The sequence below is a fragment of the Aeromonas bestiarum genome (assembly GCF_000819745.1).
Lineage (GTDB): Bacteria > Pseudomonadota > Gammaproteobacteria > Enterobacterales > Aeromonadaceae > Aeromonas > Aeromonas bestiarum.
In genome coordinates, this window is the sequence record NZ_CDDA01000034.1 from 56,332 (window position 1) to 82,195 (window position 25,864).

18 protein-coding genes and 4 tRNA genes are annotated in these 25,864 nt (G+C 61.1%); 5 read left to right on the forward strand and 17 right to left on the reverse strand.

Annotated elements, in window-relative coordinates; translation table 11 throughout:
• Positions 1–72 precede the first annotated feature (72 nt).
• The 10 genes from BN1118_RS17910 to BN1118_RS17955 all read right to left on the reverse strand — a co-directional run bounded on the left by BN1118_RS17910 (position 73) and on the right by BN1118_RS17955 (position 16,776).
• The gene (locus BN1118_RS17910) at positions 73–756 is read right to left on the reverse strand and encodes a response regulator (protein ID WP_043557347.1); all 684 of its coding nucleotides are present in this window, start codon (positions 754–756) and stop codon (positions 73–75) included.
• Positions 757–839: 83 nt separating this feature from the next.
• Positions 840–3,428 (reverse strand): sensor histidine kinase, encoded by a 2,589-nt coding sequence (locus BN1118_RS17915; RefSeq protein ID WP_043557349.1) that lies wholly within the window; start codon positions 3,426–3,428, stop codon positions 840–842.
• 177 nt (positions 3,429–3,605) lie between these two features.
• Positions 3,606–4,127 (reverse strand): potassium-transporting ATPase subunit C, encoded by a 522-nt coding sequence (locus BN1118_RS17920; RefSeq protein WP_043557350.1) that lies wholly within the window; start codon positions 4,125–4,127, stop codon positions 3,606–3,608.
• Positions 4,128–4,288: 161 nt separating this feature from the next.
• Positions 4,289–6,346 (reverse strand): potassium-transporting ATPase subunit KdpB, encoded by a 2,058-nt coding sequence (kdpB, locus tag BN1118_RS17925; RefSeq protein ID WP_043557351.1) that lies wholly within the window; start codon positions 6,344–6,346, stop codon positions 4,289–4,291.
• Positions 6,346–8,028 carry a potassium-transporting ATPase subunit KdpA gene (kdpA, locus tag BN1118_RS17930; RefSeq protein WP_043557352.1) on the reverse strand — a complete coding sequence of 561 codons (1,683 nt, stop codon included), beginning with the start codon at positions 8,026–8,028 and terminating at the stop codon, positions 6,346–6,348. The genes kdpB and kdpA overlap by 1 nt, the downstream gene beginning before the upstream one ends.
• Positions 8,029–8,471: 443 nt before the next feature.
• On the reverse strand, positions 8,472–9,821 hold the full coding sequence (gene gorA, locus BN1118_RS17935; RefSeq protein ID WP_043141665.1) for a glutathione-disulfide reductase: 1,350 nt from the start codon (positions 9,819–9,821) through the stop codon (positions 8,472–8,474).
• Between the two features lie 76 nt (positions 9,822–9,897).
• The gene (locus tag BN1118_RS17940; RefSeq protein WP_205619636.1) at positions 9,898–11,865 is read right to left on the reverse strand and encodes an ATP-binding protein; all 1,968 of its coding nucleotides are present in this window, start codon (positions 11,863–11,865) and stop codon (positions 9,898–9,900) included.
• A 121-nt stretch (positions 11,866–11,986) separates the two neighbouring features.
• Complete coding sequence (locus BN1118_RS17945; RefSeq protein WP_043557354.1) at positions 11,987–15,067, reverse strand: multidrug efflux RND transporter permease subunit; 3,081 nt, start codon at positions 15,065–15,067, stop codon at positions 11,987–11,989.
• A 15-nt stretch (positions 15,068–15,082) separates the two neighbouring features.
• Positions 15,083–16,189, reverse strand: coding sequence for an efflux RND transporter periplasmic adaptor subunit (locus tag BN1118_RS17950; protein ID WP_043141672.1), 1,107 nt, complete (start codon positions 16,187–16,189; stop codon positions 15,083–15,085).
• Complete coding sequence (locus tag BN1118_RS17955) at positions 16,186–16,776, reverse strand: TetR/AcrR family transcriptional regulator (protein WP_043141674.1); 591 nt, start codon at positions 16,774–16,776, stop codon at positions 16,186–16,188. Before BN1118_RS17955 ends, BN1118_RS17950 begins: the two co-directional genes overlap by 4 nt.
• A 257-nt stretch (positions 16,777–17,033) precedes the next feature.
• Here BN1118_RS17955 and BN1118_RS17960 point away from each other — a divergent pair.
• The 5 genes from BN1118_RS17960 (at position 17,034) to BN1118_RS17980 (ending at position 18,193) form a co-directional block, all read left to right on the forward strand.
• Positions 17,034–17,110, forward strand: a tRNA-Arg gene (locus BN1118_RS17960).
• 51 nt (positions 17,111–17,161) lie between these two features.
• Positions 17,162–17,237: transfer RNA gene (locus BN1118_RS17965), tRNA-His, on the forward strand.
• A 20-nt stretch (positions 17,238–17,257) separates the two neighbouring features.
• Positions 17,258–17,343, forward strand: a tRNA-Leu gene (locus BN1118_RS17970).
• A gap of 74 nt (positions 17,344–17,417) precedes the next feature.
• Positions 17,418–17,494, forward strand: a tRNA-Pro gene (locus BN1118_RS17975).
• A gap of 186 nt (positions 17,495–17,680) precedes the next feature.
• Positions 17,681–18,193 carry an RICIN domain-containing protein gene (locus BN1118_RS17980; protein ID WP_043557356.1) on the forward strand — a complete coding sequence of 171 codons (513 nt, stop codon included), beginning with the start codon at positions 17,681–17,683 and terminating at the stop codon, positions 18,191–18,193.
• 119 nt (positions 18,194–18,312) lie between these two features.
• Here the strand turns inward: BN1118_RS17980 and BN1118_RS17985 are convergent, their stop codons facing one another.
• The 7 genes from BN1118_RS17985 to BN1118_RS18015 all read right to left on the reverse strand — a co-directional run bounded on the left by BN1118_RS17985 (position 18,313) and on the right by BN1118_RS18015 (position 25,737).
• Complete coding sequence (locus BN1118_RS17985) at positions 18,313–19,125, reverse strand: Cof-type HAD-IIB family hydrolase (RefSeq protein ID WP_043140359.1); 813 nt, start codon at positions 19,123–19,125, stop codon at positions 18,313–18,315.
• Positions 19,126–19,215: 90 nt separating this feature from the next.
• Entirely contained in the window at positions 19,216–20,256 is a 1,041-nt protein-coding gene (locus BN1118_RS17990; protein ID WP_043557357.1) for an alpha/beta fold hydrolase, read from the reverse strand.
• Entirely contained in the window at positions 20,246–20,989 is a 744-nt protein-coding gene (trmH, locus tag BN1118_RS17995) for a tRNA (guanosine(18)-2'-O)-methyltransferase TrmH (protein WP_043557358.1), read from the reverse strand. The genes BN1118_RS17990 and trmH overlap by 11 nt, the downstream gene beginning before the upstream one ends.
• Positions 20,990–21,136: 147 nt before the next feature.
• A complete protein-coding gene (gene spoT / locus BN1118_RS18000; protein WP_043557359.1) occupies positions 21,137–23,254 on the reverse strand; it encodes a bifunctional GTP diphosphokinase/guanosine-3',5'-bis pyrophosphate 3'-pyrophosphohydrolase in 2,118 nt (705 codons plus the stop codon).
• A gap of 134 nt (positions 23,255–23,388) precedes the next feature.
• The gene (gene rpoZ, locus BN1118_RS18005) at positions 23,389–23,664 is read right to left on the reverse strand and encodes a DNA-directed RNA polymerase subunit omega (RefSeq protein ID WP_005307060.1); all 276 of its coding nucleotides are present in this window, start codon (positions 23,662–23,664) and stop codon (positions 23,389–23,391) included.
• 79 nt (positions 23,665–23,743) lie between these two features.
• Complete coding sequence (gmk, locus tag BN1118_RS18010) at positions 23,744–24,370, reverse strand: guanylate kinase (RefSeq protein ID WP_043557360.1); 627 nt, start codon at positions 24,368–24,370, stop codon at positions 23,744–23,746.
• A 299-nt stretch (positions 24,371–24,669) separates the two neighbouring features.
• Positions 24,670–25,737, reverse strand: a complete 1,068-nt coding sequence (locus BN1118_RS18015; protein WP_209428889.1) for a glycosyltransferase family 9 protein — start codon at positions 25,735–25,737, stop codon at positions 24,670–24,672.
• Between the last annotated feature and the right edge of the window lie 127 nt (positions 25,738–25,864).

The following is a 25,864-nucleotide window of genomic DNA, read 5'->3' on the forward strand; positions in this document are numbered from 1 at the left end:
AGCCGATGCCGGATTCGGTTCCGATCAGGCTGGGTTGCTGGGAATGTTGCCGCCCAGCTTCTTGCTGCAACATCAGCTGCCGATAAAACGGTAGCCGATGCCAGATTCGGTTTCGATCAGACTGGGTTGCTGGGGGTTATCTCCCAACTTCTTGCGCAGGCTGGCGATGACGATGCGCAGGTAGTGGGTATCTTCCTTGTGGCTCGGTCCCCAGATGTCGTTGAGCAGCTGGGTCTGCATCACCAGCTTGCCGGGGTGGCACACCAGGGCCTGCAGCAGGGCGAACTCCTTGCGAGACAGGGGGATCTCTTCCTCCTTCATGGTCACCTTGTGGCTGCTGGCGTCCAGAGTCAGGCCGCATTGCGGAAAGTGGCGGCATTCGCCGCTGCTGACCCCGGCTCGCTGGCGCAGCAAGACGCGGATGCGGGCCATCATCTCCCCAATGCCGAACGGCTTGCTCATGTAGTCGTTGGCGCCCGCGTCCAGCAACCGCACCTTCTCCTGCTCCGAATCCCGCGCCGACAGCACCAGTACCGGATGTTGATGGTGCTCACGAATCGTCTGCAGTATCTGGATGCCGTCTCCGTCCGGCAGGCCGAGATCCAGGATCACCAGATCGGGATTGAGGTGGCGATACTGCTCCAATCCCTCATTGACGCCCACCGCCTCGCTGACCTGATGGCCCTCGGCGATCAGGCTGATCCGCAGAAAGCGGCGGATCGCCGCTTCATCATCAATGACCAGGATATGAGCCATCTAGCCTCCAGCGGCGAATGTTGGGGAGGGAACTGGCGATGGCAGCATGCACTCTCTGCCGCCATGACAAAGGATGGGATCCATCATACCTCCGGTGAGTTGAGGGTGAGCGGCAGTGAGATGCGCATGCAGGTGCCGTTGCCGTTGGGGCCGGAAAATGCCCAGATGCGGCCGCCATGGGCCTCTATCATAGCGCGGGAAATGGCGAGGCCAAGCCCGGTGCCGCGACTGCCGCAATCACCGACCGGCTGGGTGTAGAACAGATTGAAGATCTTGTCCCGATCCGACTCGGCGATGCCGACCCCGATGTCGATGATGTCGATGATGAGATCCGGATCCGCCAGCATCACCTTGAACTCTATGGGGGTGCCGGCCGGCGAGTAGCGGGAGGCGTTGTCGAGGATATTGACCAGCACCTGCTCGATCAGGGCGCCGTGCACGTAGAGCTGGGGGATCTGCTGATCGAAGTGCACCAGCAGCTTGTGCTGGCGCCAGGAGGACTCCAGCCGCTTGCGGGCGCTCTCCACCAGATCCGCCAGGTCGACCCAGTCCCGTTTCAACTGGAAGTCCGGTGAACCTATGCGAGTCATGTCCAGCAGGTTCTGCACGTAGCTGTGCAGGCGGCGCGCCTCGTCCTGCACCGAATGTAGCAGTTCGTTGCGATCCTCTGCACTTATCCGATCACCGTATTCCAGCAAGGTGCTGCCGGCCCCCATTATGGTCGCCAGCGGCGTCTTCAGATCGTGGGAAACCGACGAGAGCAGGGCGGCGCGCATCCGATCCGTCTCCGCCTGCAGCTGGCTGTCGGCCAGCCGCTCGTTGAGATCGATCCGGGCCAGGGCGGCGCGTATGTCGGTGAGCAGGGCCTGCAGCTGATGTTCGGCCGAGGAGGCGAGCGGGTTGGACAATCGAATGCCGAGCACCAGATCATCGGTGAGATGGTGATATTGCGCCTCGGCGGCATTGAGGGTGGCCGTGTGGGCGCCGGCGCTCTGCTTCTGGGCCAGGCACCAGTCGATGGCCGCCTTGTCGGTCTGCCCGGGTCTGTGCTGAGCCGATCCCGCCCTGTGCTGATAATCCTGATCGAGGGCAAAGACGGGCTGGGTCAGGGCCAGCGAGATGGCCTGGGTGCCTTGCCTGAGCACCTCTTCCGGGCTGCTGGCGGTGGCCAGCCCCTGGCTCAGCGACAGCAGGGCATTGCCGAGCTGCTGGGTCTCGCGCAGGCCGATCAGCTGTTGCCGCTGGCGGGAGGCGAGTCGTCCCGCCGTCATGCCGACGATGAGCAGCACGAACAGGGTGAGCAGGTCGCTGTGGCTGGCCACGTTCAGGGAGAAGTAGGGAGCGGTGAACAGCAGATTGTGAGCGACGAAGCCCAGCACGGCTGCCAGTATGGCGGGCACCAGACTGGTGGTGAGCGCCGTGGCCAGCACCCCCAGCACGAACAGCAGTGGCAGGGAGGCGGGCGGCAGCCAGTGGGAGAGTCCCCAGGCGGTCGCCGAGGTCACCGCCATTATGGTGATGGCCAGCAGGCTCTGGCGAATATCCTTGGGGTGGAGTGGTTGCAGCCCCAGGCCTGGCTTGCGTTTCTCCGTGTCCACCAGCGTGATTTCGAGCCCCTGTGCCTGCTTGAGCAGGTGCTGCACCAGGGAGCGGCGCCAGGGGGCCTTGTGGGGTTTGCCGAGCAGCAGCTGGGAGACCTGTTGCTGTTCGGCGGTTTCCAGCAAGGTGCTGGCCACCGCCGGGCTGGAGAGGGTCAGCACCTTGGCACCTAGGTGAGAGGCCAGCGCCAGCGCCTGCTCCAGCTCGGCGGAGCGTTGCCCCTTGCTGTCGATGTGCACCACCAGCCAGGGCAGCTGGCGGCGCTGGGCGAAGCGGTGGCCATAGCGCACCAGCGCCGAGCCGTGCTGATCGCCGAGGCAGACCATCAGCTTGCCCCGCAGCGGCAGCGTGGCCTTGCCCGCAGCCTGCCACTGCAGTTGCAGATCCCCCTCCACGTGGCTGGCGGCGGTCTGCATCGCCAGCTCGCGCAGGGCGGTCAGGTTGTTGAGGGAGAAGAAGGATTGCAGGGCGGCCTTGGCCTGATGGGGCACATAGACCTTGCCCTCCTTGAGCCGGCCGAGCAGCTCCTTGGGGGGCAGGTCTATCAGTATGATGCTGTCCGCTTCCAGCAGCACCTGATCCGGCAGTGTCTCCTTGACCCTGACCCCGGTAAGTTGCCACACCAGATCGTTGAGGCTCTCTAGGTGCTGTACGTTGAGGGTGGAGTAGACGTCGATGCCGGCACCGAGCAGCTCCTCCACATCCTGCCAGCGCTTCTCGTGACGGCTGCCCGGGGCGTTGCTGTGGGCCAGCTCATCCACCACCACTATGGCGGGTTTGCGTTCGAGCAGCGCATCCAGATCCATCTCCTCCAGCCGTTGCTGGCGGTGGAGATGGATCTGGCGCGGCTGGATGGCGAGCTTGTCGAGCAGGGCCAGGGTCTCCTGACGGCCATGGGTTTCCACCACGCCGATCAGGATGTCGATCCCTTCCCGTGCCTGTTCCCGCACAGCTTGCAGCATGGCGTAGGTCTTGCCTACGCCGGGGGCGGCGCCGAGAAAGACCTTCAGCTTGCCCTTGTGTTCCTGCTCCAGGCTCGCCAACAAGGCATCGGCCCGCACCTCATCACGCATTCCCGTACTCCTGCTCCAAGCTTGCCAGCAAGGTGCCAGCCGTTACCTCATCACGCATTCCCGTACTCCTGCTTCAGGCTTGCCAGCAAGGCGCCAGCCGTTACCTCGTCACGCATTGTTATCCTTATCGAGCAACCGCTGGCTCAGTTCGAAAATGTGGGATACCGGTCCTCTCTATCAAGCGCCCTTGTCGAGCTGCAGGTTCAGCTGGAGTATGTTGACCACTTGCGGGCCAAGGATACCAGCTTGTGCACTGGACTTGACCTGCTCCGTCAGCAAGGCGGGATCCAGCCCTCGCTGTTTGGCCACTCTTTCCACCTGAGCCAGCACGGCATCCACCGGCAGATGGGGGTCCAGGCCGGAGGCGGATCGGGTCAGCATGGCGGGTGATGCGTCACCGGTTGGCGCCTGGGCCTCGGTGTTGGCAAACTGGGCCCGCAGCGGTGAGCTCATGCCCAGATTGGATGCACCACCGCCTATGGTGGCGAAGTCGCTGGCGGAGGGGCGGGAGTGGAAGTACTCGGCCCGCTCGAATTTCTGCGCCAGCAGGGCACTGCCGATCAGCTGCTGTTTGCCGTTGGTTAGCTGGCTGCCGTTGGCCTGCCAGGGGAACATCAGCTGGGCCAGCCCGGTCACCGCCAGCGGGTAGCCGACACCCAGCAGCAGGGTCAGGGTCAGCAGGGTTCTGATTGCTATCATGATTCTCTTGCTCCAAACAGATTGATGGGGTGCAGGCCAGGCTTGCACCCCGCTATGTCGTCGTTACACCAGACCCAGGCCTGTGATGACCAGATCGATCAGCTTGATGCCCATGTATGGGGGCACGATCTGGCCGTGGATACCATCGTGCGGCGTTTTCATCACACCAACCCCAGGCCGGTGATGACCAGGTCGATCAGCTTGATTCCAATGAAGGGCACTATCAGGCCACCGACGCCGTAGATCAGCAGGTTGCGGCGCAGCAGGCTGGCGGCGGATCCCTTCAGGCTGACACCGCGCAGGGCCAGCGGTACCAGCGCCACTATGATGAGGGCGTTGAAGATGATGGCCGACAGAATGGCGCTCTGCGGGCTGCCCAGTTGCATCAGGTTCAGTGCCCCCAGCTGCGGATAGGCGGCGATGAACAGGGCCGGCAGTATGGCGAAGTACTTGGCCACGTCATTGGCGATGGAGAAGGTGGTCAGGGCGCCGCGGGTCACCAGCAGCTGTTTGCCGACCAGCACCACGTCCAGCAGCTTGGTGGGATTGGAATCCAGATCCACCAGATTGCCCGCCTCCTTGGCGGCCTGAGTGCCTTCGTTCATGGCCAGACCCACGTCGGCCTGGGCCAGCGCCGGGGCGTCGTTGGCACCGTCACCGCACATGGCGACCAGGCGGCCATCGGCCTGCTCCTGGCGGATATAGGCCAGTTTCTTCTCGGGGGTGGCTTCGGCGATGAAGTCATCCACCCCGGCTTCGGCGGCGATGGCGGCGGCGGTCAGCGGGTTGTCCCCTGTGATCATCACTGTCCGTATCCCCATGTGACGCAGGATCTGGAAGCGGGCCTTGATGCCGGGCTTGATGATGTCCTTGAGGAACACTACCCCCAGCAACTTCTCGTGGGTACAGACCAGCAGCGGGGTGCCGCCCTGGCGGGCTATGTTGTCGACCGACTTGAGGATCAGCTCGGGCACCGCCTTGCGCTCGAGGGAGAGGTAGTTGAGCACAGCATCCACAGCCCCCTTGCGATATTGATGACCGTTGCGATCCAGTCCGCTCAACCGGGTCTCGGCGCTGAACGGGATCAGCTTGTCACTCTCCAGCTGGCTCGGCTTGGCCATGCTCTTGCCTGCCAGAGTCAGGATGGACTTGCCTTCCGGCGTATTGTCGCCGAGGGAGGCCAGCATGGCTGCCTGGGCCAGCAGGGAGGGATCCACGCCGGGGGCCGGGATCAGCTCGTCGGCCATGCGGTTGCCGAAGGTGATGGTGCCCGTCTTGTCCAGCAGCAGGGTGCGCACGTCACCGGCGGCCTCCACGGCGCGGCCCGACTTGGCAATCACGTTCAGCTTCACCAGCCGATCCATGCCGGCGATGCCGATGGCGGAGAGCAGGCCGCCTATGGTGGTCGGGATCAGGGTGATGAAGAGGGCGAGCAGGTAGAGCCTGGGCACCTGGGTGCCGTTGTAGTTGAGGAACCAGGGCAGGGTAGCCACCACCAGCAGGAAGATCAGGGTCAGACCCACCAGCAGGGCATCGAGTGCCATCTCGTTCGGGGTCTTCTGGCGCTTGGCTCCTTCCACCAGCGAGATCATCCGGTCCAGCGTGCTCTCACCCGGATTGTTGCTGACCCGTACCCAGATCTCGTCCGAAACCACAGTGGTGTTGCCGGTCACGCCGCTGCGGTCGGTGCCGGATTCGCGGATGACGGGGGCGGATTCACCCGTGATGGCCGCCTCGTTGACCGAGGCGATGCCGGCCACCACTTCACCATCGGCCGGGATCATCTCGCCGCTGCGCACCAGCACCAGATCGCCTTTCAGCAGGCTGGTGGCGGGCACCCATTCACCCTGTCCATCCTTGGCATCCGTGACCCGGCGCGCCTTGAGCTGGCTCATGCCGGCCTTCAGGCTGTCGGCTCTCGCCTTGCCGCGTCCTTCGGCCAGGGTCTCGGCGAAGTTGGCAAACCAGAGGGTCAGCCAGAGCCAGGCGGTGAGCTGCCAGGCCAGGCTGGGAGCCACGCCCGACAAGGGTTGGCCCAGCAGGGATTCCACTGTCGCCATCACGGCGGCCAGCCAGAGGGTGAACAGTATGGGGCTGCCAAACAGTGCCTTGGGGTTGAAGCGATAGAGGGCTTCGACCATGGCTTGCACAATTTGCGAGCTCTGTTTCTTGGCCTTCACCTTCTCGGTGCGGGCCGTCATTGAGATGGACTTGCTCATTAGAAAGCTCCCTGTATCAGGCTCAGATGTTCGGCCACGGGTCCCAGTGCCAGCAGTGGCAGGAAGGAGAGGCCGCCAATCAGCAGTACTGTGATGATCAGCAAGGTAATAAACAGTGGCCCCCGGATCGGGAAGTCACCTTCACCCGTCTCCTGGCGCGGAGCGCGGGCGAGCTGGCCGGCAATGGCCAGCACGGGGATGATGTAACCGAAGCGGCCGAGCAGCATGGCCAGCGCGATGGCGATGCACTGCCAGCTATCGGCGGCGGCAAAGCCCGCGAAGGCGGAACCGTTGTTGCCGGCAGCCGAGGCGTAGGCATAGATCAGCCGTGACAGGCCGTGCGGGCCTTCATGACCTATGACGGTGGCGGCATTCGGCATCAGCAGGGTCACGCCACCGATCACCAATACCCCGACCGGCATCACCAGCATGCTGGCGACCACCCACTTCATCTCCGTGATGCCGAGGCGTTTACCCAGATAGGTCGGGGTGCGACCCACCATGAGGCCACACAGGAACACGGTCAGCAGCACGAACAGCATCATGCCGTAGATGCCGGCACCCACGCCGCCGAACACCACTTCACCCAGCAGCATGTTGATCATGGCGACCATACCGGCGAGGGGGGCAAAGCTGTCGTGCATGGCGTTGACCGAGCCGTTGGAGGCGGCCGTGGTCGCCACTTCCCAGATGCTGGAGAGCACTGGGCCGAAGCGGCTCTCCTTGCCTTCCCAGTTGCCCATCTGAGTGGTGAGGTGAGCGAGGTTGGGATCCGGCTTCATCTCCTGGGAGAGGGAGAGGCAGAGCCCCAGCACCAGCATGATGGTCATGGCGACGAGGATGGCGCGACTGTGGGCCACATCCTTCACGTAGCGGCCCAGGGTGCAGACCATGGCGGCGGCTATGGTGAGCAGGGCGACCATCTCCAGCCAGTTGGAGAGGGCGGTCGGGTTCTCGAACGGGTGGGCCGAGTTGATGCCGAAGAAGCCACCGCCGTTGGAGCCGAGCTGCTTGATGGCGATCTGGGACGCGGCAGGGCCGAGCGGCAGCAGCTGTTCCTGACCTTCCAGGCTGTGGAACGGCAGATAGGCCGACAGCGTCTGGGGCACGCCCTGCCATACCAGCAGCAGCGCCATGATCAGCGCCATCGGCAGCAGCACGTAGAGGCAGAAACGCACCAGATCCTGCCAGAAGTTGCCGATGTGGGTAGTTTGCTGGCGGGCTATGCCGCGGAACAGGGCGATGGCGACGGCTGCGCCCGTCCCGGCGGAGACGAAGTTCTGGGTGGTGAGCCCCACCATCTGACTGAAGTAGGAGAGGCTGGCCTCACCGGAATAGGCTTGCCAGTTGGTGTTGGTCATGAAGCTGACCGCCGTGTTGAAGGCCATTTGCCAGCTCAGGCCGGGCAGTTGCTGCGGGTTGAGGGGCAGCAGGCCTTGCGCCATCAGGATCAGGAACAGCAGGCCGAAACCGGCGCCGTTGAATGCCAGCAGGCTGAGGGCGTAGGACTTCCAGTCCTGCTCCCGTCCGTCCGTGCCACAGCAGGCCAGGGTGGCGCGCTCTATGGGCGACAGCCAGCGACTTTGCCCCTCGAATACCCGATACAGGTAGCCGCCAAGCAGGGGGGCCGGCAGCAGGATCAGCAGCACAAAGGCCACCGGATAGATCACTTCTTGCCACATAGTCAGTTCCTCACTCGTGGCTGCGCGTTAACGCACGCAACAGATAGCCCATAAGGGCGAGGACCAGCAGCAGATATAGCCAATTCATATCGACTCCATTGAGATAATTAGCTGCGAGAGTCGACGTAAAATCCTATCGACTCCGTTGGTGTCATTGACGTTGAAAGGGTATGTAAAACCGGCGTAAAGGCGCCATAAAGCGGCATCGAGGGGGCGTAAAATCGGCGTAAAAAGCGCAGGTTTGTCGGGGTTGTCGAAGGGCAGATATGAAAAAACCGGGCCTGGACCGGGTTTGGTAGCAAGTTGCTGAAGCTAGCCTGATGGTGATGAGGCCAGCTTCAAACGTGCTTATCGCATTGTCACAAACTATTCCGCGCTGGTGGGATGGGGAGGGGGAACGCAGTGGTCGAGACAGACCTCGAGTTTCCCTCCTCACACGGCCATCAGCGCATGGTCACAAACTCTTCTGCACTGGTCGGATGAATGGCCACGCAGTTGTCGAAGTCGGCCTTGGTGGCGCCCATCTTCATGGCGACGCCGAAGCCCTGCAGTATCTCGTCCATGGCGAAGCCGATGCCGTGCAGGCCGACCACCTTCTCTTCCGGCCCGACGCAGACCAGTTTCATCCGGGTGGGCTGGCGATGCTGGGTCAGGGCCGAATACATGGCGGTGAACTGGCTGCGGTAGACCTTGACCTGGCTCTCGCCATACTCGGCGATGGCTTCCGGTTCAGTCAGCCCTATGGTGCCGATGGGCGGGTGGCTGAACACCACGGTCGGCACCAGATCGTAGTTGAGGTGCTCGTTCGGCTTGTTGTTGAACAGCCGCTCGGAGAGACGACGGCCCGCCGCGACGGCCACCGGAGTGAGCTGGATGCGGCCCGTGTTGTCACCGACGGCATAGAGGTTGGCGACGGTCGTGTTCTGGAACTTGTCGGTCGGGATGAAGCCCTTCTCGTCCAGCTCGACACCTGTGGCGGCCAGGTTGAGGTTGTCGGTGGCCGGCACGCGGCCTATGGCCCAGATCAGGCAATCGACGGTGAGGTGGCGACCATCTTCCAGCTGCAGGGTCAGGCTCTCATCGGCGTTCTTGAGCACAGCCTTGGGGATGGCGTGGGTGTGCAGTTTGGGCCCTTCCTGCGCCATGATCTCAACCAGAGTTTCGTGGATCATGGGGTCGAAGTTGCGCAGCGGCGCGTGCTTGCGCACCACCAGGTGGGTCTCGGAGCCAAGCGCCTGCATCACGCCGGCGATCTCCACGGCTATGTAGCCGGCGCCGACCACGGCAACCCGCTTGGGCTGCGCCTGCAGATCGAAGAAACCATCGGAATCTATACCCAGCTCTGCACCGGGAATGGCGGGTACTTCGGGACGGCCACCTGTGGCGATCAGTATGTGATCGGCGCTGTACTGCTCGCCGTTGACCTCGATCGTGTTGCTATTGACGAAGCGGGCGAAGCCCTTGACGACAGTGATCTGATTCTTGCCCAGTACGTTCTGATAGGACTGGTGAATGCGGCCAATATAGGCCTGGCGGGACTCGACCAGCTTGGCCCAGCTGAAGTGGTTGAGTGTGGTATCGAAGCCGTAGTCGGCGCCATATTTCAGGGCATCGGCGATCTGGCCCGCATACCACATGGCCTTCTTCGGCACGCAGCCGACGTTGACGCAGGTTCCACCCAACTCTTTGGCTTCAATCAGGGCGACTTTCTTGCCGTACATGGCAGCCCGGTTGGCCGAGGCGATGCCGCCGCTGCCGCCACCGATGGCGATATAGTCAAAATGCTGTGCCATTGCGAGGTTCTCCGCTCATTAAGAATGCAATCACAGCATGATGGGGATAAAGCGGCTGGCTCACAAGAGCCAGCGCTCAGTTATGTTGGATCGGCAGGCGAATATGGAACTGGGCGCCGTTGCCCGGTTCACTGACGCAGTTGATGCGGCCACGCAGCAGCTGTACCACCAGGTTGTAGATGATGTGGGTGCCGAGCCCGCTGCCGCCCTGGCCCCGCTTGGAGGTGACGAAGGGGTCGAAGATGCGTGGCAGTATCTCGGGCGGGATACCGCGGCCGTTGTCGCTGTAGTCGATCATCAGCTCCTCACCCTGCTGCTCCACCTTGATGGTGATCTTCTTCGGCTTGTCCCAGTTGTCGAAGCCATGGTTGATGGAGTTGAGGATCAGGTTGGAATAGATCTGGGTGAAGCTGCCGGGGAAGGAGAAGATCGACAGCTTGGGATCGCACTGGATATCCACCTCGCACTGGGCCTTCTTCAGCTTGTGGCCGAGGGAGACCACCACCTGATGCAGGTTGTCGGCGAGGCTGAAGTTGTAACGTGCCTCGGACGACTGATCGACCGCCACCTGCTTGAAGCTGGCGATCAGCTCCGAGGCGCGTCTCAGGTTGCCCTGCAGCAGTTGCATGGACTCGTCTAGGTTGACGGTGAACTCGTTGAGATAGGAGCGGGAGAGCTGCTTGGAGTCGATGTGCAGCTTGAAGTCGGCCACCCGCTCCTGCAGATAGGAGGAGGCGGTCACGCTGATGCCGATGGGGGTGTTGATCTCGTGCGCCACCCCGGCCACCAGAGAGCCGAGGGAGGCCATCTTCTCCGATTCCACCAGGGTCTGCTGCGCCTGCTTCAGGTCGTCGTAGGCCTTGCCCAGCTGATCGTTGGCGTCGCTCAGGCTGCGGGTTCGCTCCACCACCTTGCCTTCCAGCTGTTCGTTGAGGGAGATGATCTCCCGCTCCACCTTCTTGAGGCGGGTGATGTCATAGCCGAACCCGATGAGATACTTGAGGTTGAGGCCCTCGTAGAAGGGGGCAAAGGTCCACTGCAGCACCAGCTCATGGCCCTGCTGGTCATGCATGATGACCTCTTTGTCCTCGATGGAGCCGTGATCGGCCAGGATCAGCGCCAGCTCTTCACGCTGTTCCTGGCTGACGAACAGATCCAGCCAGCTGTGCTGCAAGATCTCCTGCTGGTGGTAGCCGGTCAGCAGTATGGCGGCCGGGTTGATGCTGGCGATGGTGAGGTTGGGTTCCATGCAGCAGATGAGCATGTTGGCCGAGTTGATCAGGGTGGCGGAGAAGTCCCGCTCCTGTTGCAGCTGTTCTGCCGCCTGATGGCGCGCCGCAAACTCGTCGTTCAGCCGTGTTCGCATCTGGTTGAGGGTGGCGACCAGGGTATCCAGCTCATCGGGTTTCTTGCGGGGCAGGGGGCGCCCCTCCAGCGTCAGCTCTATGGCCAGCCTATCCAGATTGAATTTCTGGGCATAGTTGGCGATGCGGTTGAGGTGACGGACCACCAGATAGTAAATGATGATCAGGATGCAGAACGAGACAACCAGGGTCTTGATGGTCTGGCTGACCATGATGAGCACGGATTTTTCAATCAGGCGCTGGTAGATCTGTTCGAGGGAGGCGGCGACGAACAGCTTGCCGACCACTTCACCCTGATAGGTGAGATTGAACTCGCGGGAGATGTCGTAGCTTTCACGCTCCACCCCCTGGGTCAGCAGCGGCACTTCCGAGTTGCCGAGCATCTCCTTGACCATCACGAACTGCATGTTGGGCAGGTTCATGATGCCTTCGATCTGTACCTTGACCTGCTCCTCATCCAGGTTCCACAGGCTGGCGGCGATGGGCTGCAGGAAGGAGGCCTCGATCTGGCCGATGCTGTCCTCGATGACGGCGACATCCTTGCGGTAATCCCAGGCAAGCTGCAACACCGTAATGATCATCGCCAATACGGTACTGCACACCAGAATGTAGGAGAGCAGGCGGTATGAGAGCCCGTTACGGCCAACGGCCCTCGCGGTCTTGGAGAAGAGTCCTGACATGGCGTCCTTGCGGTCTGGATATATTGCCATTTAGTTTAACTGCTTCATGCACTTATGTCGTGTTTCGTTAGCGGGATAAAAAAAGGCCCCGAATCGGGGCCTTTTGCATTCAAATTGGTGATCAATGACTCCCTTTCGCCTTGGGCGGGATGGATTCATCAAACACGGGCAAGGGTTTGTGTTCGGAGGCCAGGTAGGTGTAAATCACCGGCAGCACGAACAGGGTGAAGATGGTACCGATCGCCAGACCGGCCACTATCACTATGCCTATGCTGAAGCGCTGGGCCGCACCGGCACCGGCCGCGTACAGCAGCGGGATCAGACCCGCGATCATGGCCGCCGTGGTCATCAGGATGGGGCGCAACCGCACCTTGGCCGCCTGCATCACAGCCTGGGTCCGGTTCAGACCGTGCAGCAGCTGCTCCTCCTTCGCCACCTCGCAGATCAGGATCCCGTGCTTGGTAATCAAGCCGACGAGCGTGATCAGGCCCACCTGGGAGTAGATGTTCATGGTGGCCATGCCCCACGCCAGTGCAATCAAGGCACCACTGATGGCGAGCGGGACCGATACCATGATCACCAGCGGGTCACGTACCGATTCGAACTGGATGGCCAGCACCAGGAAGATGATGGCCAGCGCCAGTGCGAAGGTGGCATAGAGGGCGTTGCCTTCGGTCACGAACTGGCGAGCCTCACCCATGAAGTCGTAGCGATAGCCTTGCGGCAGCTTCTCTTCGGCTGTGGTCTTGAACCAGTTGATCGCGTCCCCCATGGCCACACCCGGTGCCGGTACTGCGCCTATGGTGGCGGAGTTCAGCTGGTTGAAGTGGGGCAGGGCACGGGGCTCGCCCACGACTTCGATGTTGATCAGGCTGCCCAGCGGGATGGATTTGCCGTCGGCCGCACGCACGTAGTAACCCTTCATGGATTCCGGGTTCATACGGTATTTGCGCTCGACCTGGGGGATCACCTCGTAGGAGCGGCCATCCAGGTCGATGCGGTTGACGTAACCGTCCGCCATCATGGTGCCCATGGTGATGCCTATGTCCTGCATGGTGATGCCGTAGGCACCCGCCTTGTCCTTGTCGATCTTGATCTTCATGGTGGCGGAGTCGTAGTTCAGATCGAGATCCGAATAGACGAACTGGCCATTGGCCTGGGTGGCCGTCAGCATCTCGCTGGCGATCAGGAACAGGCTCTCGAAGCTGTTCGGGGTGGTGATGACGAACTGGATCGGCAAGCCGCTCGATGCACCCGGCAGTTCAGGGAACTGGAAGGTGGTGATGGCCATCCCTGGGATGTCCTTCACCAGTCCGGCGACCCGATCCAGCACCTCTTTCTGGCTCGCTTCACGCTGGCTCCAGGGCACCATGGAGGCGATACCAAACGCCTGATTGGCGTTGAATACCCCGGAGAAGACCTGGGAGTAGGCGATTTCCGGCTGCTCATCCAGGATCTTGTTCACGTCCGCCATGGTGTTTTCGATGTAGTCCAGGTTGGCGTTGGAGGGCGCCGTACCCAGCACCGCCATGACGCCCTTGTCTTCCGACGGCGCCAGCTCGCTCGGGATGAACTTGAACAGCAGCGGCAGGCTGCCGAATACGATGACGGCGAATACCACGACCACGATGCGCTTCTGCATTACGGCGTGCAGCATGCTGTCGTAGCGTTCCGTCATCCTATCCAGCAGGTGGTGTACCGTGCTCTCGAACTTGCCCGGCTGCTCGTTGGCCTTGAGCATCTTGGCGCACATCATGGGTGACAGGGTCAGCGCTATGATGCCGGAGACGAATACCGCCCCCGCCAGGGTCAGCGCGAACTCCTTGAACAGGGAGCCGGTGATGCCCCCCATCAAAGCGATCGGCGCATACACGGCGGCCAGGGTGACCGTCATGGCGATAACCGGCACGGCTATCTCGCGGGTCCCTATGATGGCGGCCCGGAAGGGCTCCTCCCCCTGCTTGATGTGCCGGTCGACGTTCTCCAGCACCACTATGGCGTCATCCACCACCAAACCGATCGCCAGCACCATGGCCAGCAGTGTCATCAGGTTTATCGAGAAGCCGAACAGATCCATCATCATCACTACACCGATCAGGCTGAGCGGAATCGTGATGATGGGGATGATGACCGCGCGGAACGAGCCGAGGAACAGGGTGATCACCACCAGTACGATGGCGGCCGCCTCCAGTATGGTCTTGATGACCTCGTGGATGGACTCGTTGATGGCGATGGTTGAGTCATACAGCACGTTGGCCTGCATAGTGCTCGGCATGTTGCTCTTCAGGCTCGGCAGCAACTCCAGCACGTCGTGGGCAATGTTGATGGGGTTGGCTGTCGGGGCTGCGTTGACCGCCATGACCACGGCTTCGCGGCCGTTGGCACTGGCCCGATAGATGTCGTGGCTCTTCTCCAGCGTCACCTTGGCGATGTCGGAGAGGCGGATCACCTTGCCGTCACGGGTGGCCACCACCAGTCGCTTGAGCTCCTCTGTGTTGCTGACCTGAGTCTCGGCATTGCCGTTGAACAGGGTGAAGTAACCCGTCGCCTGACCTGTGGCCGACTGATAGTTGTTGCTGTTGAGCACAGTCATCACGTCGCTTGAGGTCAGGTTGAAGGCCGCCATCTTGGCCGGATCCAGCCATACCCGCAGGGCAAACTCGACACCGCCGTAGAGATCAACCTTGGACACGCCGCCCACGGTAAACAGCTGCGGCTTGATGACCCGCTCCAGATAGTCGGTGATCTGGCTGGAGTTCAGCTCCGGGCTGGTGAAGCCGAGGTAGAGCACCGCCGTGGTGGAGCCGGTGGAGGAGGTGACCGAGGGGTCTTCCGCCTCTTTCGGCAACTGGGAGCGCACCGAGTTGACCTTGGCCAGTATGTCAGACAGCGCGGCGTTCGGGTCGGTGTTCAGCTTCATGAAGGCCGTGACGGTGGAGCTGCCCAGCTGGCTGGAGGAGGTCATGAAGTCGATGTTGTCGGCTTGCGCCACCGCCTGTTCCAGCGGCTGGGTGATAAAGCCCTGGATCAGGTCGGCACTGGCACCGTAGTAGCTGGTGCTGACCGTGATCACCGTATTGGTGACCTCGGGGTATTCCCGCACCTGCATCTTGAAGATGGCCTGAAAGCCCAGCAGGGCGATCAGGAAGCTGAGCGAGATCGCCAGCACAGGCCGTTTTATGAATATGTCAGTAAATCGCATTGCAGATCTCCGCGCTTACAGCATCGGGGTTTGTGCCGGAACGGCCAGTGCATCGTTTTCGACCACGCGCACCTTGGTGTCGTTGCTCAGGCGAACCTGGCCCGACAGCACTATCTCGTCCCCGGCCTTGATACCGGACAGCACATGTACGTCATTGCCGCGACGTTCACCCGCCTTGACTACCACCTGCTTGGCCCGCTTCATGCCGTCCACCTCGTGGATGACATAGACGTTTTCGCCATACAGGGTGAAGGAGATGGCCGATTGCGGGATCACCATCTGCTCTTTCACCGTGGGCAGTATGATGCTGGCGCGGGCAAACATGCCGGAACGAAGCTGACCCTCGTTGTTCGGGATGTCAGCCTGTACCTGGATCAGGCCGCTCTGGTAGTTGACGGCCGGTTCGATGGCGGTGATGTGCCCGTCAAACTGGGTCTGGGGATAGGCATCCACGTTGATCTTGATGGTCTGGCCCAGGGTGATTTTCGAGATGTCGGTCTGGGGCACGGTGAAGCGCAGGCGCATCACGCTGGTGTCTTCCAGCCGCACTATGTCGGTACCCGGTTGCAGGTACTGGCCGAGGAAGACGTTGCGCAGGCCGACCACACCGCCGAAGGGGGCGCGGACTTCACGACGGGCTATGGTCGCCTTCAGGCTCTCGATGTCGGCCTCCAGCGAGCGGTAGCTGGCTTCGGCATCATCCAGCTGATCCTTGGAGATGGAGCTCTTCTTGAAGAGGTTCTGGAAGCGCTCGTACTTGGCGCGCGCCGCCGGCAGCTTGGCTTGGGACGCTCGCAGATTGGCTCGCTCCACACTGGAGTCCAGGCTCAGCAGCAGCTGCTCCGCCTTGACCGGCTTGCCGGATTCGAAGGTGATGGCATCGATGGTGCCCGCCAGTTCGGTGGACAGCGTCACCCCCTGGTTCGGTTCGATGAAGCCGATCGCTTCTATGGTCGGTACCCAGTCCTGCGCCTTGGTCACCATGGCGGTCACCGGGAACTCGGGTTCAGGCCGGTTGGCCATGAACTCTGCAATCTTCTTCTGCTTGAACATATTGAAGCCGATGACGCTGCCAAACAGGGCAAGCGCTATCAGCAACATGATGGCCATCCACTTTTTCATGAACAGGCTCCTGAGGTGGAAAAATTGGGGTTTAAAATGGCATTCCAGCTGGCCCGGATCACGGCTTCCAGCTGTTCTTGCGTCAGTTCAAAGTGGTGAACCTGGCGTTGCAACGCCAGACTTCCCACGCAATCCAGGCTCAGCACCTGCAGTGCCCGGACTGGTAGATCGATAAACAGACCTTGTTCACGTCCCCGTTCGAAGAAGCGATCCAGAGGTGCCCAGGCGGCCATGATGACCGGGTCTTTCTCCAGCTCGGCTCCCAGCGGAGAGCTCTCATACTGCAACTTGCATTTGAGCGCGTTGGGCTCGTCGGCAAAAATGGCGTGGATGTTGAGCCACAAGCGCCGAAATTGCTGAAACGACACCTCCTCTATCTGCACCCCTTCCATGACCAGGGGATGACACTGGAGTATGGTGTGCTGATAGAGCTGGCGGATCAGATCATCTTTGTCGCTGAAGTAGCGATAGATGGTGCCCGCCGCGACCTTGGCTCTCTTGGCCACCACGGCAATGGATAGCCCGTGGAAACCCTGCTCGCCGAGTACTTCATGCGCCGCATTGAAAATGCGTTCTTTCTTGTTCATGACTCGATTATCACAACGGCTGAATGAACGTTCATTCATTTTAGGGGGGCCTTGAGGCAAGTCAAGTTCTGCTGCGCGCTTGACCACCATAGTGGGGGGACAAAGTAACGGGGGAGGACTGGATCCAGCCTGAATGAAGGGAAAATGGCATAGAACAGCCATAAACGATGGAAAAACAAGCGGTTGATTCAGTGCTGGCAAAAAAGTGTAGACAAGCATGCTCCCATCATCAATAATGCGCCCCGTTCGACAGCGTAGCGCCCGTAGCTCAGCTGGATAGAGCGCTGCCCTCCGGAGGCAGAGGTCACAGGTTCGAATCCTGTCGGGCGCACCATAAAACGTGCGCCAGTTAAACGGGCGTTGTTGTGGAACGAAAACAGCTGTGGTGGCTGTAGCTCAGTTGGTAGAGTCCCGGATTGTGATTCCGGTTGTCGTGGGTTCGAGCCCCATCAGCCACCCCATTTTACAGCTTGTCAGGTATGCGAAGGTGGCGGAATTGGTAGACGCGCTAGCTTCAGGTGTTAGTGCCCCCCGGGTGTGAGGGTTCGAGTCCCTCTCTTCGCACCATACTTGCTGTATGACGAGGATGATCACAAGTGGTCGTCTTTGTGCTTTAGAGTACTTAGTAAAGAAAATTGTCTCGGTGATTAGCGCAGCCCGGTAGCGCATCTGGTTTGGGACCAGAGGGTCAAAGGTTCGAATCCTTTATCACCGACCATATTCAGAAAAACCTCGCTTCGGCGGGGTTTTTCGCTTTCTGGCGTTTGCCATCTCTCCTGTCGTCACACCTTGTCACGTCTGTTTACACTTCTGTTGGCACTTTCTCGCCACCGCTTCGGGTATGCTGGGCCACAGACCCACAGCAAGTGGGCATCATTGAACACATTTCAGGCCAACATGTCATATGCACCCTAATATCGTTCGCGTCAGCACGCTGGCGCTTGTTGTCGTGGCCCTCAGCGGCTGCTCGTTCAAACCCAAGCCGGATGAGATCCTGATGGGGGCCGCGCCCAGGCAGGCCGCTGATACCCCCTCCACCCTGGTGACCAGCGGTGGTTTCTGCGTGGCATTGAATGCCCAGGATCAGCTGATCACCCAGCCTTGCGACCAGACAGCCCGTCAGCAGTTCAGCTGGGATGCCGGTGCCTTGCAGCTCCAGCAGCGTTGTCTGGTGGCAAAGGGGGGGAGTGAGCTCGCCATGACGGAGTGCCAGGACGAGAGTCGTCAATGGCAGTGGCAGGCGGATCGCCTGTTCAACCGCAAGGTCGAGCTATGCCTGGATGTCGCCGGGCGCCGTCACAAACCCGGCACCCCGCTGCGGCTGGCGGATTGCTACGGTGGCGCCAACCAGAGCTTCGAGTGGAAGAGTGAAACGAGCATGCTGGACCAGCTGAACCTGAAAAGCCTCATCTGGTAAGGCTTTGGAGATGGGCGGCGATCGTAGTTGGGATGCGCAGTGTCGCCCGTGTCTCGGTTTGAGATGTCGACCGGAGCGTCATGGATACCACGCACGGGCGGTATCCATGACGGCAGGGATCAGGCTGCGCCGGCGGTGCTGATGGCGAACAGCTGTTCCAGATAGACGGCGACGCCATCTTCATCCGAGCTCAGAGTCTGTTCGTGGTCTGCCAGGGCCAGCTTGAGGCGATCGTGGGCATTGCCCATCACCACGCCGCGACCCACCATGTTCAGCATCTCGAAGTCATTCATGCCATCCCCGAAGGCAACGGCCTGGGACATCTCCAGCCCGTGCTGCTCCAGCACGGCGCGCACGGCATTGCCCTTGTGCACCCCGGCGTGCATCACCTCGAGACAGTCCGGCAGGGAGAAGGTGACGTTGAGTCGATCACCATAATGCTGGTTGAGCTGGGCCTCGATCTGCAGCAGCTTCTCGTGGTCACCGATGTAAAACACCTTGTTGACCTTGTCCATCGGATGGGTGGCGAGGTCGGTCAGGCGGTAGGTGAATCCGGATTCGTCATGGAATTGCAGCAACCAGGGCAGTTCCTCTTCCACCAGCCACTCGTCGCCATAGTAGACGTTGAGGTGAATGGAGGGGTCGCGCTCCAGCGCGATCAGCTCGGCGGCCACGGCGGCTGGCAGCGCCTGATTGAAGATGAGTTGATCCTGCTTGTCGTGCACCACGGCACCGTTGGAGGTGATGAGGTAGATGTCCAGCCCGAGCGTGTCGCGAATGCTGCGCACGTCCACATGGTGCCGGCCTGTGGCCACCACGAACTTGATCCCCTGTTCCACCAGACGGTGCAGGGTGTCACGGGTGCGGGGGGAGATCTGGTGCTGCTTGTTGAGCAGGGTGCCATCGAGATCGGATACAACTACCTTGAACATCATTACCTCGGCATCAATTGAACGCCGGGGCAGTGTACCCCAGCGTTTTGCGTCACCCCATTTATTTAGGGATCCAAAAAATAACCAGTGTCAGAAGCGATCGAAGAAGGCCAGGGTGGCATTCAGCGCCACCTGACGCTGGGGATCGGCTTCCATGAACAGCTCGTGCCAGGCTCCCTCTACCCGCAACGGCTTGCCCCCTTCACACCGAGCCCGGGCGCAGAAGGCATCCTGCGCGGCATTGTCCACCACACTGTCTTCCCCCGCCTGCAGCAGCAGCAGCGGTGTCTTGATCCGATCGGCGGCGGCGATGGCGCTGTCTCCGGCGGCTATCCCCTCGCGGATCCAGTGGGCCGTCACCCCGCCCAGCTTGATCTGCGGACGCTGTTCGTAGAGCTCGCGAAACACCTGATAGCGTGGCTCGCTGTGGCTCAGGCCATTCTCGGCAAATTCGTGGGACTGGTAGCTGCCCTGACCCGGGCCATAGGGCGGTTCGCCCAGCCAGCTGCCGACCGTGTCTATGCTGGCCGCCAGCCCCTGTGCCAGCCACTTGGGCAGGCCGCCAAGGTTGATGCCCATCATGGGGGAGGAGAGCACGGCGGCCTTGATGTCATCCGGCCAGCGCTCCAGATAGAGCGCCGAGATGGCGCCGCCCATGGAGTGGGCCAGCAGGAACAGCTTGGCGGGCTTGTCCGCCACTATGACCTGGTCGTGAAACTGCTTCAGATCCAGCACATAATCGTCGAACTGGTCGACATATCCTTTCTCCTGGTCGTCCAGTAGACGCTCGGACAGGCCCTGACCTCGGTGATCGATGAGATAGAGGCTGTAGCCCTGACGCCACAGATCCCAGGCCAGCTCCTGATACTTGAGATAGCTCTCGACCCGGCCGTTGACGATGAGAATGGCGCGATCCACCCTGGCCTGGCGCAGGGCGGCGTAGCGGATGGTGACGCCGTCCTTGCCCTTGAATTCCCCCGGGGCTGCGTGCTCGCGCCAGAAGTCGGGCAGGGTCTGCTGATGGAGGGTGGCAACCTCGGCTTCGGATGTCAGCGGATAGGGATTGGTCACGGCAAGGGCTCCGGCAGAAAACAGGGTCAGGGCCAGCAGGGGCAAATAGTTAGGCTTCATCAATGTACTCTTCCGAGGTGTCGTCCGACTGCTGTGCGGCCCAGCCCTTGCGGGTCAGTTGCATCTGTTGCCACCAGACCTCGTCCGCCAGGATTTCACCGGCCGGACCGAGCTGGGGATAGGGCATCTCTTTTTCTTTGCAGAGCTGGGCATAGATGGGGTAACCCCCCTCGAACAATATGCTGTTCTGCTCCTCCAGGTCGAGCGGGCAGCCGCGCTGATAGCAGCCGGCCAGCTCGCGCTGGCGCTGGGCCTCATACAGGATGGCGGCGGCGGCCACAGAGACGTTGAGGGACTGCACCATGCCCACCATGGGGATGACGATATGGTGATCGGCCAGGGCCAGTGCCTCTTCGCCTATACCGTGCTTCTCTTGGCCCACCAGGATGGCGGTGGGCTTGGTGTAGTCTATGGCGCGAAAATCCACCGAACTGTCGGAGAGGTGGGTCGCCAGGATCTGCATGCCGGCGGCTTTCAATTCGGCCACTGCGCTGCCGATGTCCGGGTGCAGCTTCACGTCCACCCAGTTCTGGCTGCCGCGGGCTGTGCCCTTGCGCTTGTGGATCCAGCTCTTGGGCCAGACGGCATGCACCCTGTGGATGCCGATGGCATCGGCGGTACGCACTATGGCGGCCAGATTGTGAGGCTTGTGGACCTCTTCCATACAGACGGTCAAGTCGAGCTGGCGCTGGGCCAGCATGTCAGAAATCCGTTTAAAGCGTTCAGGAGTCATATCAGTTTCTATCGGGTGAGGCGGGTGTGCCGGGCAAGCGGGTTGAGTCGGGCTGACGCCGGGTCAGTATGGTGCGGATTTGCTCGAGGCGTTCGGGGCTCATGGCGTGTCTCTATAAAAGCAGCAGGCGGCTTGCGCCGCCTGTATTCAGTTCTTTTGTCGGCTCACCTTGAGCACATTGGGCATCACGCGGATCTTGCGCATTATGTTGGCCAGGTGGATACGGCTCTTGGTGGTGATGAGCAGGGTGACCAGATAGACACGGCCATCCTTCTCTTCGGTGCTGATGGCGTGAATGTTGGCGCCGGTGGCGGCAATCACGTTGGCCAGCTCGGCCAGCGCACCCTGATGGTTGACTATCTCTATGCTGATGCCGGTGCGGAATTCCTGCTCCTGATCCTTGTCCACCTCCCACTGTACCGGCAGGTATTTGTCCGGTTCGCGGCTGTAGCCCTTGATGTTGCGGCAGGCTTCCTGGTGGATCACCAGCCCCTTGCCCGGGCTGATGTGGGCAATGATGGCATCCCCCGGGATGGGGCGGCAGCAGTTGGCGAAGGTGACCAGCATGCCGTCGGCACCCTTGATCGGCATCTTCTTGCTGCTGGACTTGGGCTGCTCTTCCGGCGGCAGTTCATCCCCCAGCATGCGGCGTGCCACCATGACGCTCATGGCGTTGCCCAGACCCACGTCGGCCAGCAGGCCCTGCAGGTTCTCGTGTTTGGTGTCGGCCAGCACCTGCTTGATGCGCGGCTCCGGAATGTCTTCAATATTCTTGGCGCCGAGCGCATGGTTGAGCAGGCGACGACCCAGCACCACAGACTCTTCGGTACGCAGGTTCTTGAGGAACTGGCGGATCTTGGAGCGGGCCTTGGTGGTCACCACAAAATTGAGCCAGGCCGCGTTGGGGCGGGCGCCCGGTGCCGTGATGATCTCCACCGTTTGACCCGAATGCAGCGGGCTGCTCAGCGGATAGGGGTGGCGATCGACCCGTGAGCCGACGCAGGCGTGGCCTATGTCGGTGTGCACCGTGTAGGCGAAGTCCACCGGCGTGGCGCCCGTGGGCAGCTCCATGATGCGGCCTTCCGGGGTGAAGACGTAGATCTCGTCCGGGAACAGGTCGGTCTTGACCCCCTCGATGAATTCAAACGAGCTGCCGGCGCTCTGTTGCAGCTCCAGCAGGCTCTGCATCCAGCGCTGGGCGCGGATCTGGGCCGTGGTGCCCGAGCTGTCGCCATCCTGCTTGTAGGCCCAATGGGCGGCAACCCCCTTGTCGGCCATCTGATCCATGAACTCGGTGCGGATCTGCACCTCGACCGGTACCCCGTGCGGCCCCACCAGCGAGGTGTGCAGCGACTGGTAGCCGTTGGTCTTGGGGATGGCGATGTAATCCTTGAAGCGGCCGGGGCGCGGCTTGTAGAGGCTGTGCATCTGCCCCAGCACCCGGTAACAGGTATCTATGTCCTTCACCCTGACGCGAAAGGCGTAGATATCCATTACCTCATGAAATTGCAGCTCTTTTTTCTCCATCTTGTTGTAGATGGAGAAGAGGTTCTTCTCGCGGCCGCTCACCTGGGAGTCGATGCCGGCATCCCGCAATCGGCCCTCGATCTCGCTCTGGATGGAGTCGATGATTTCGCGGCGGTTGCCACGGGCACGGCGCACCGACTCTCGCAACACGCGGGAGCGCATGGGGTAGAGCGCCTCGAAGCCCAGCTCTTCCAGCTCGTTCTTCATGGTATGAATACCGAGGCGGTTGGCGATGGGGGCGAAGATCTCGAGGGTCTCACGGGCGATGCGGCGGCGCTTGTCCGGCCGTAATGAGCCTAGCGTGCGCATGTTGTGGGTGCGGTCGGCCAGCTTGATAAGGATGACCCGGATATCCTGGGTCATGGCCATCACCATCTTGCGGAAGTTTTCGGCCTGGGCCTCTTTGCGATCGCGGAATTTCAGTTTGTCGAGTTTGGAGACGCCCGCTACCAGCTCGGCGACGGCATCGCCAAACAGTTCGGCCAGATCGGCCTTGGTGACCGGGGTATCTTCGATGACGTCGTGCAGCACGGCGGCCATCAGAGTTTCGTGATCGAGTCGCATGTCGCCGAGAATGCGGGCAACGGCAACCGGGTGGGTGATATAGGGCTCGCCACTGGAACGCATCTGTCCCTGGTGGGCATCACGGGCCACCACATAGGCTTGCCTGAGCTTCTCAACCTGCTCTGGTGGCAGGTAGGAACTGGCTATTTCTTTAAGATTTTCAAATAAATACAAGACAGTCCCCGCAGCGGTGAAACGGCAATCCGTGGAATTGAGGAATAGTCCTGAGTTTGCGAGGTTTTCGAGCGGTTGTAAATGGGAAGAACAGTCGGCACCCGGGCGGGCGCCGACTATGAGAAATAACTGACTTAACCGCGGCCTTCGGCGATGGCAGCAACGGCAGCCAGCTCGGCGGCTTCCTGTTCTTGCTGCTCGTAGCGGTCCTGGGTGTCCATCACCTGGTTGTTCACCAGACCCAGCTCGATCTCGCGCAGGGCGATCACGGTCGGCTTGTCGTTCTCTTCGTCAACCAGGGGATCTTTGCCTTGAACCGCGATTTGGCGGGCGCGGCGGGCGGCGACCAGCACCAGGTCAAAACGGTTACCTACCTGTTTTACAGCATCTTCTACAGTAACGCGTGCCATGCAGGACTCCAGTGTTTGGGCTTTCTGTGTTTAGAAAAGCGGTGTTTAAAAATGACGCAAAAGTTTACTTGTTTTTGGCCTATTCTGCCAGTAGCTGTTGCAGCAAGTTTTGTTGTGCCTGCTGTTGCTGATGCATTTCCAGCCGTTGGCACTCAATAATGGCCCTGAGCTGGAACAGCGCCAGCTCAAAGTCTTCGTTGATAATGACATAGTCATACTCGTCATAGTGCACCATTTCGGCAATGGCTTTCGCCATCCGGCCGGCGATCACCTCGCTGCTGTCCTGACCGCGCCCGATCAGGCGTTGTTCCAGCTCGGCACGGCTGGGAGGCAGGATGAAGATGGACTTGGTCGGCATCTGCTCGCGGATCTGGCGGGCGCCCTGCCAGTCGATGTCGAGGAAGACGTCGATCCCCTTGGCCAGGCAGGCTTCGATGGCGGCGCGTGAGGTGCCGTAGTAATTGCCGAACACTTCGGCCCACTCCAGAAAATCACCGCGGGCGATCAACGCCTTGAATGTCTCCACCGGCACGAAGTGGTAATGCACCCCGTGCTCTTCGCCCGGGCGCATGGCTCGAGTCGTGTGGGAGACCGACAGTTGCATCTTGCCTGCTGCGTTGTGTTTGGTCAGCAAGGCATTGAGCAGGCTGGATTTACCCGCCCCGCTCGGGGAGGAGATGATATAGAGAGTGCCTTGTTGCGCCATGTCATTACCTTTAATCGAAACCCGTGTTTTGGTTGTAGCAGAGGCCGCCGTCTTGTGCCCGAAAGGGAGACAGCCAAACGCAAAACGCGGAAAATTCTTGGATCAGGGGGATGTAAAGGCGGCGAATTTTAACAGAAGGCGGCGGATAAAAAAACGGCCGGAATCATATTCCAGCCGATCAAAGTATTCGTAGCTTGCTGCGGGAGCGTAACCCACATCGGCCGCTATTCTGCACGGTGGGCGGGGCAGGGGCCAGCAGGTTATCCCTGCCTCAGGGCTCGGAATTTCCGAGTTGCCTCTCAGCCTGGCAGATGGCGATCGGCGCAGAGCCTGTCAAAGGTGGCGATGACACGTTCACTCGTGATCTTGCTCATGGCATCCGGGTCCTTGAGGCGGGTGCGCCAGCTCAGCTCGGCCAGCGGCTTGCCGGTCTCCTGTTCGATCAGTTCCTGATAGACGCTGACCGCATAGTCGCGGCACAGATAGGGACCGGTACGGGCCGGATTGTGATGGGCGTAGAGGCCGATCACCGGTGTGCCGACCAAGGTTGCCATGTGGGTAGGGCCCGTATCCGGGGCCAGCACCAGGCTGGCCTCGGCGATCAGCGCCAGCAGCTGTTTGAGGTTGGTCTGGCCCACCAGATCCATCGGCTTGCTGTGGCTGAGCCGCGCAATCTCTGCCGCCAGATCCCGCTCCAGCTTGGCCGGGCCGCCACAGAGGTAAACCTGAAAGCCCTTGCCGGCGGCGTGATCCGCGAGGGCGGCATAGCCTTTGGCGGTCCAGTTCTTGAACGCCTTGCTGGCTGCGGCGCAGATGAGCAGGGTCGGTTTGCCGCCAATCTTCTCCCGGGCCCAGGCCTGATGCTCGGCGCTGATGGGCAGTTGCCAGTCCGGGGTCAGATCCTGGATGCCCAGCTCTTTGGCGAAGGCGAGAAAGCCATCCAGCACATGAGGGGATGAGGGGGACGGCACCCTGTGGTTGGTGAACAGCCACTGACCGTCGTTGGCGCGCGCCTTGTCGAAGCCGAGTTTGATGTGCGCCCGGATGCCTAGGGTGGCAATGCTGGCGCGCATGGCCGCCTGCAGATGGAGCAGGGCATCGAACCTGCGTCCCTTGAGGGTCTGCCAGAGGTCACGATAGCCGCGCCAGCCCTTGCTCTTGTCAAAGGCGATGACCTCGACCCCGGGGAGATCGGCGAAAAGTGTCGCCTCTATCTTGCCGGTGATCCAGGTGATGCGAGTCTCTGGCCACTCCCGCTGGATGACGCGCACCAGCGCCAGCGCGTGGCAGCAATCCCCGATGGCGGAGAGCCGCAGGATGCAGATGGAAGAGGGCGGCGTTTGGAACAGCGGCATGATGTGGCGCAATGGTGGCAAAATGGATGGATGGCATTATGCAAACTCCCCTGTGGATTGTAAAATTGCGCGCAACTGGCAGCCGGTACTGGCCCTGATCCTCACAAGGAGCTCGGGTCCATGCCGACAGGCCGCCTTA

Coding starts and splice junctions, on each gene's coding strand:
- BN1118_RS17985 (WP_043140359.1), bottom strand. CDS start 19,125: ATGTTCAAGGTAGTTGTATCCGATCTCGATGGCACCCTGCTCAACAAG.
- gorA (WP_043141665.1), bottom strand. CDS start 9,821: ATGGCACAGCATTTTGACTATATCGCCATCGGTGGCGGCAGCGGCGGC.
- BN1118_RS17955 (WP_043141674.1), bottom strand. CDS start 16,776: ATGAACAAGAAAGAACGCATTTTCAATGCGGCGCATGAAGTACTCGGC.
- BN1118_RS17920 (WP_043557350.1), bottom strand. CDS start 4,127: ATGATAGCAATCAGAACCCTGCTGACCCTGACCCTGCTGCTGGGTGTC.
- BN1118_RS17940 (WP_205619636.1), bottom strand. CDS start 11,865: ATGTCAGGACTCTTCTCCAAGACCGCGAGGGCCGTTGGCCGTAACGGG.
- kdpB (WP_043557351.1), bottom strand. CDS start 6,346: ATGAGCAAGTCCATCTCAATGACGGCCCGCACCGAGAAGGTGAAGGCC.
- BN1118_RS17910 (WP_043557347.1), bottom strand. CDS start 756: ATGGCTCATATCCTGGTCATTGATGATGAAGCGGCGATCCGCCGCTTT.
- BN1118_RS17945 (WP_043557354.1), bottom strand. CDS start 15,067: ATGCGATTTACTGACATATTCATAAAACGGCCTGTGCTGGCGATCTCG.
- rpoZ (WP_005307060.1), bottom strand. CDS start 23,664: ATGGCACGCGTTACTGTAGAAGATGCTGTAAAACAGGTAGGTAACCGT.
- kdpA (WP_043557352.1), bottom strand. CDS start 8,028: ATGTGGCAAGAAGTGATCTATCCGGTGGCCTTTGTGCTGCTGATCCTG.
- BN1118_RS17950 (WP_043141672.1), bottom strand. CDS start 16,189: ATGAAAAAGTGGATGGCCATCATGTTGCTGATAGCGCTTGCCCTGTTT.
- gmk (WP_043557360.1), bottom strand. CDS start 24,370: ATGGCGCAACAAGGCACTCTCTATATCATCTCCTCCCCGAGCGGGGCG.
- trmH (WP_043557358.1), bottom strand. CDS start 20,989: ATGACTCCTGAACGCTTTAAACGGATTTCTGACATGCTGGCCCAGCGC.
- BN1118_RS17980 (WP_043557356.1), top strand. CDS start 17,681: ATGCACCCTAATATCGTTCGCGTCAGCACGCTGGCGCTTGTTGTCGTG.
- BN1118_RS17990 (WP_043557357.1), bottom strand. CDS start 20,256: ATGAAGCCTAACTATTTGCCCCTGCTGGCCCTGACCCTGTTTTCTGCC.
- BN1118_RS17915 (WP_043557349.1), bottom strand. CDS start 3,428: ATGCGTGATGAGGTGCGGGCCGATGCCTTGTTGGCGAGCCTGGAGCAG.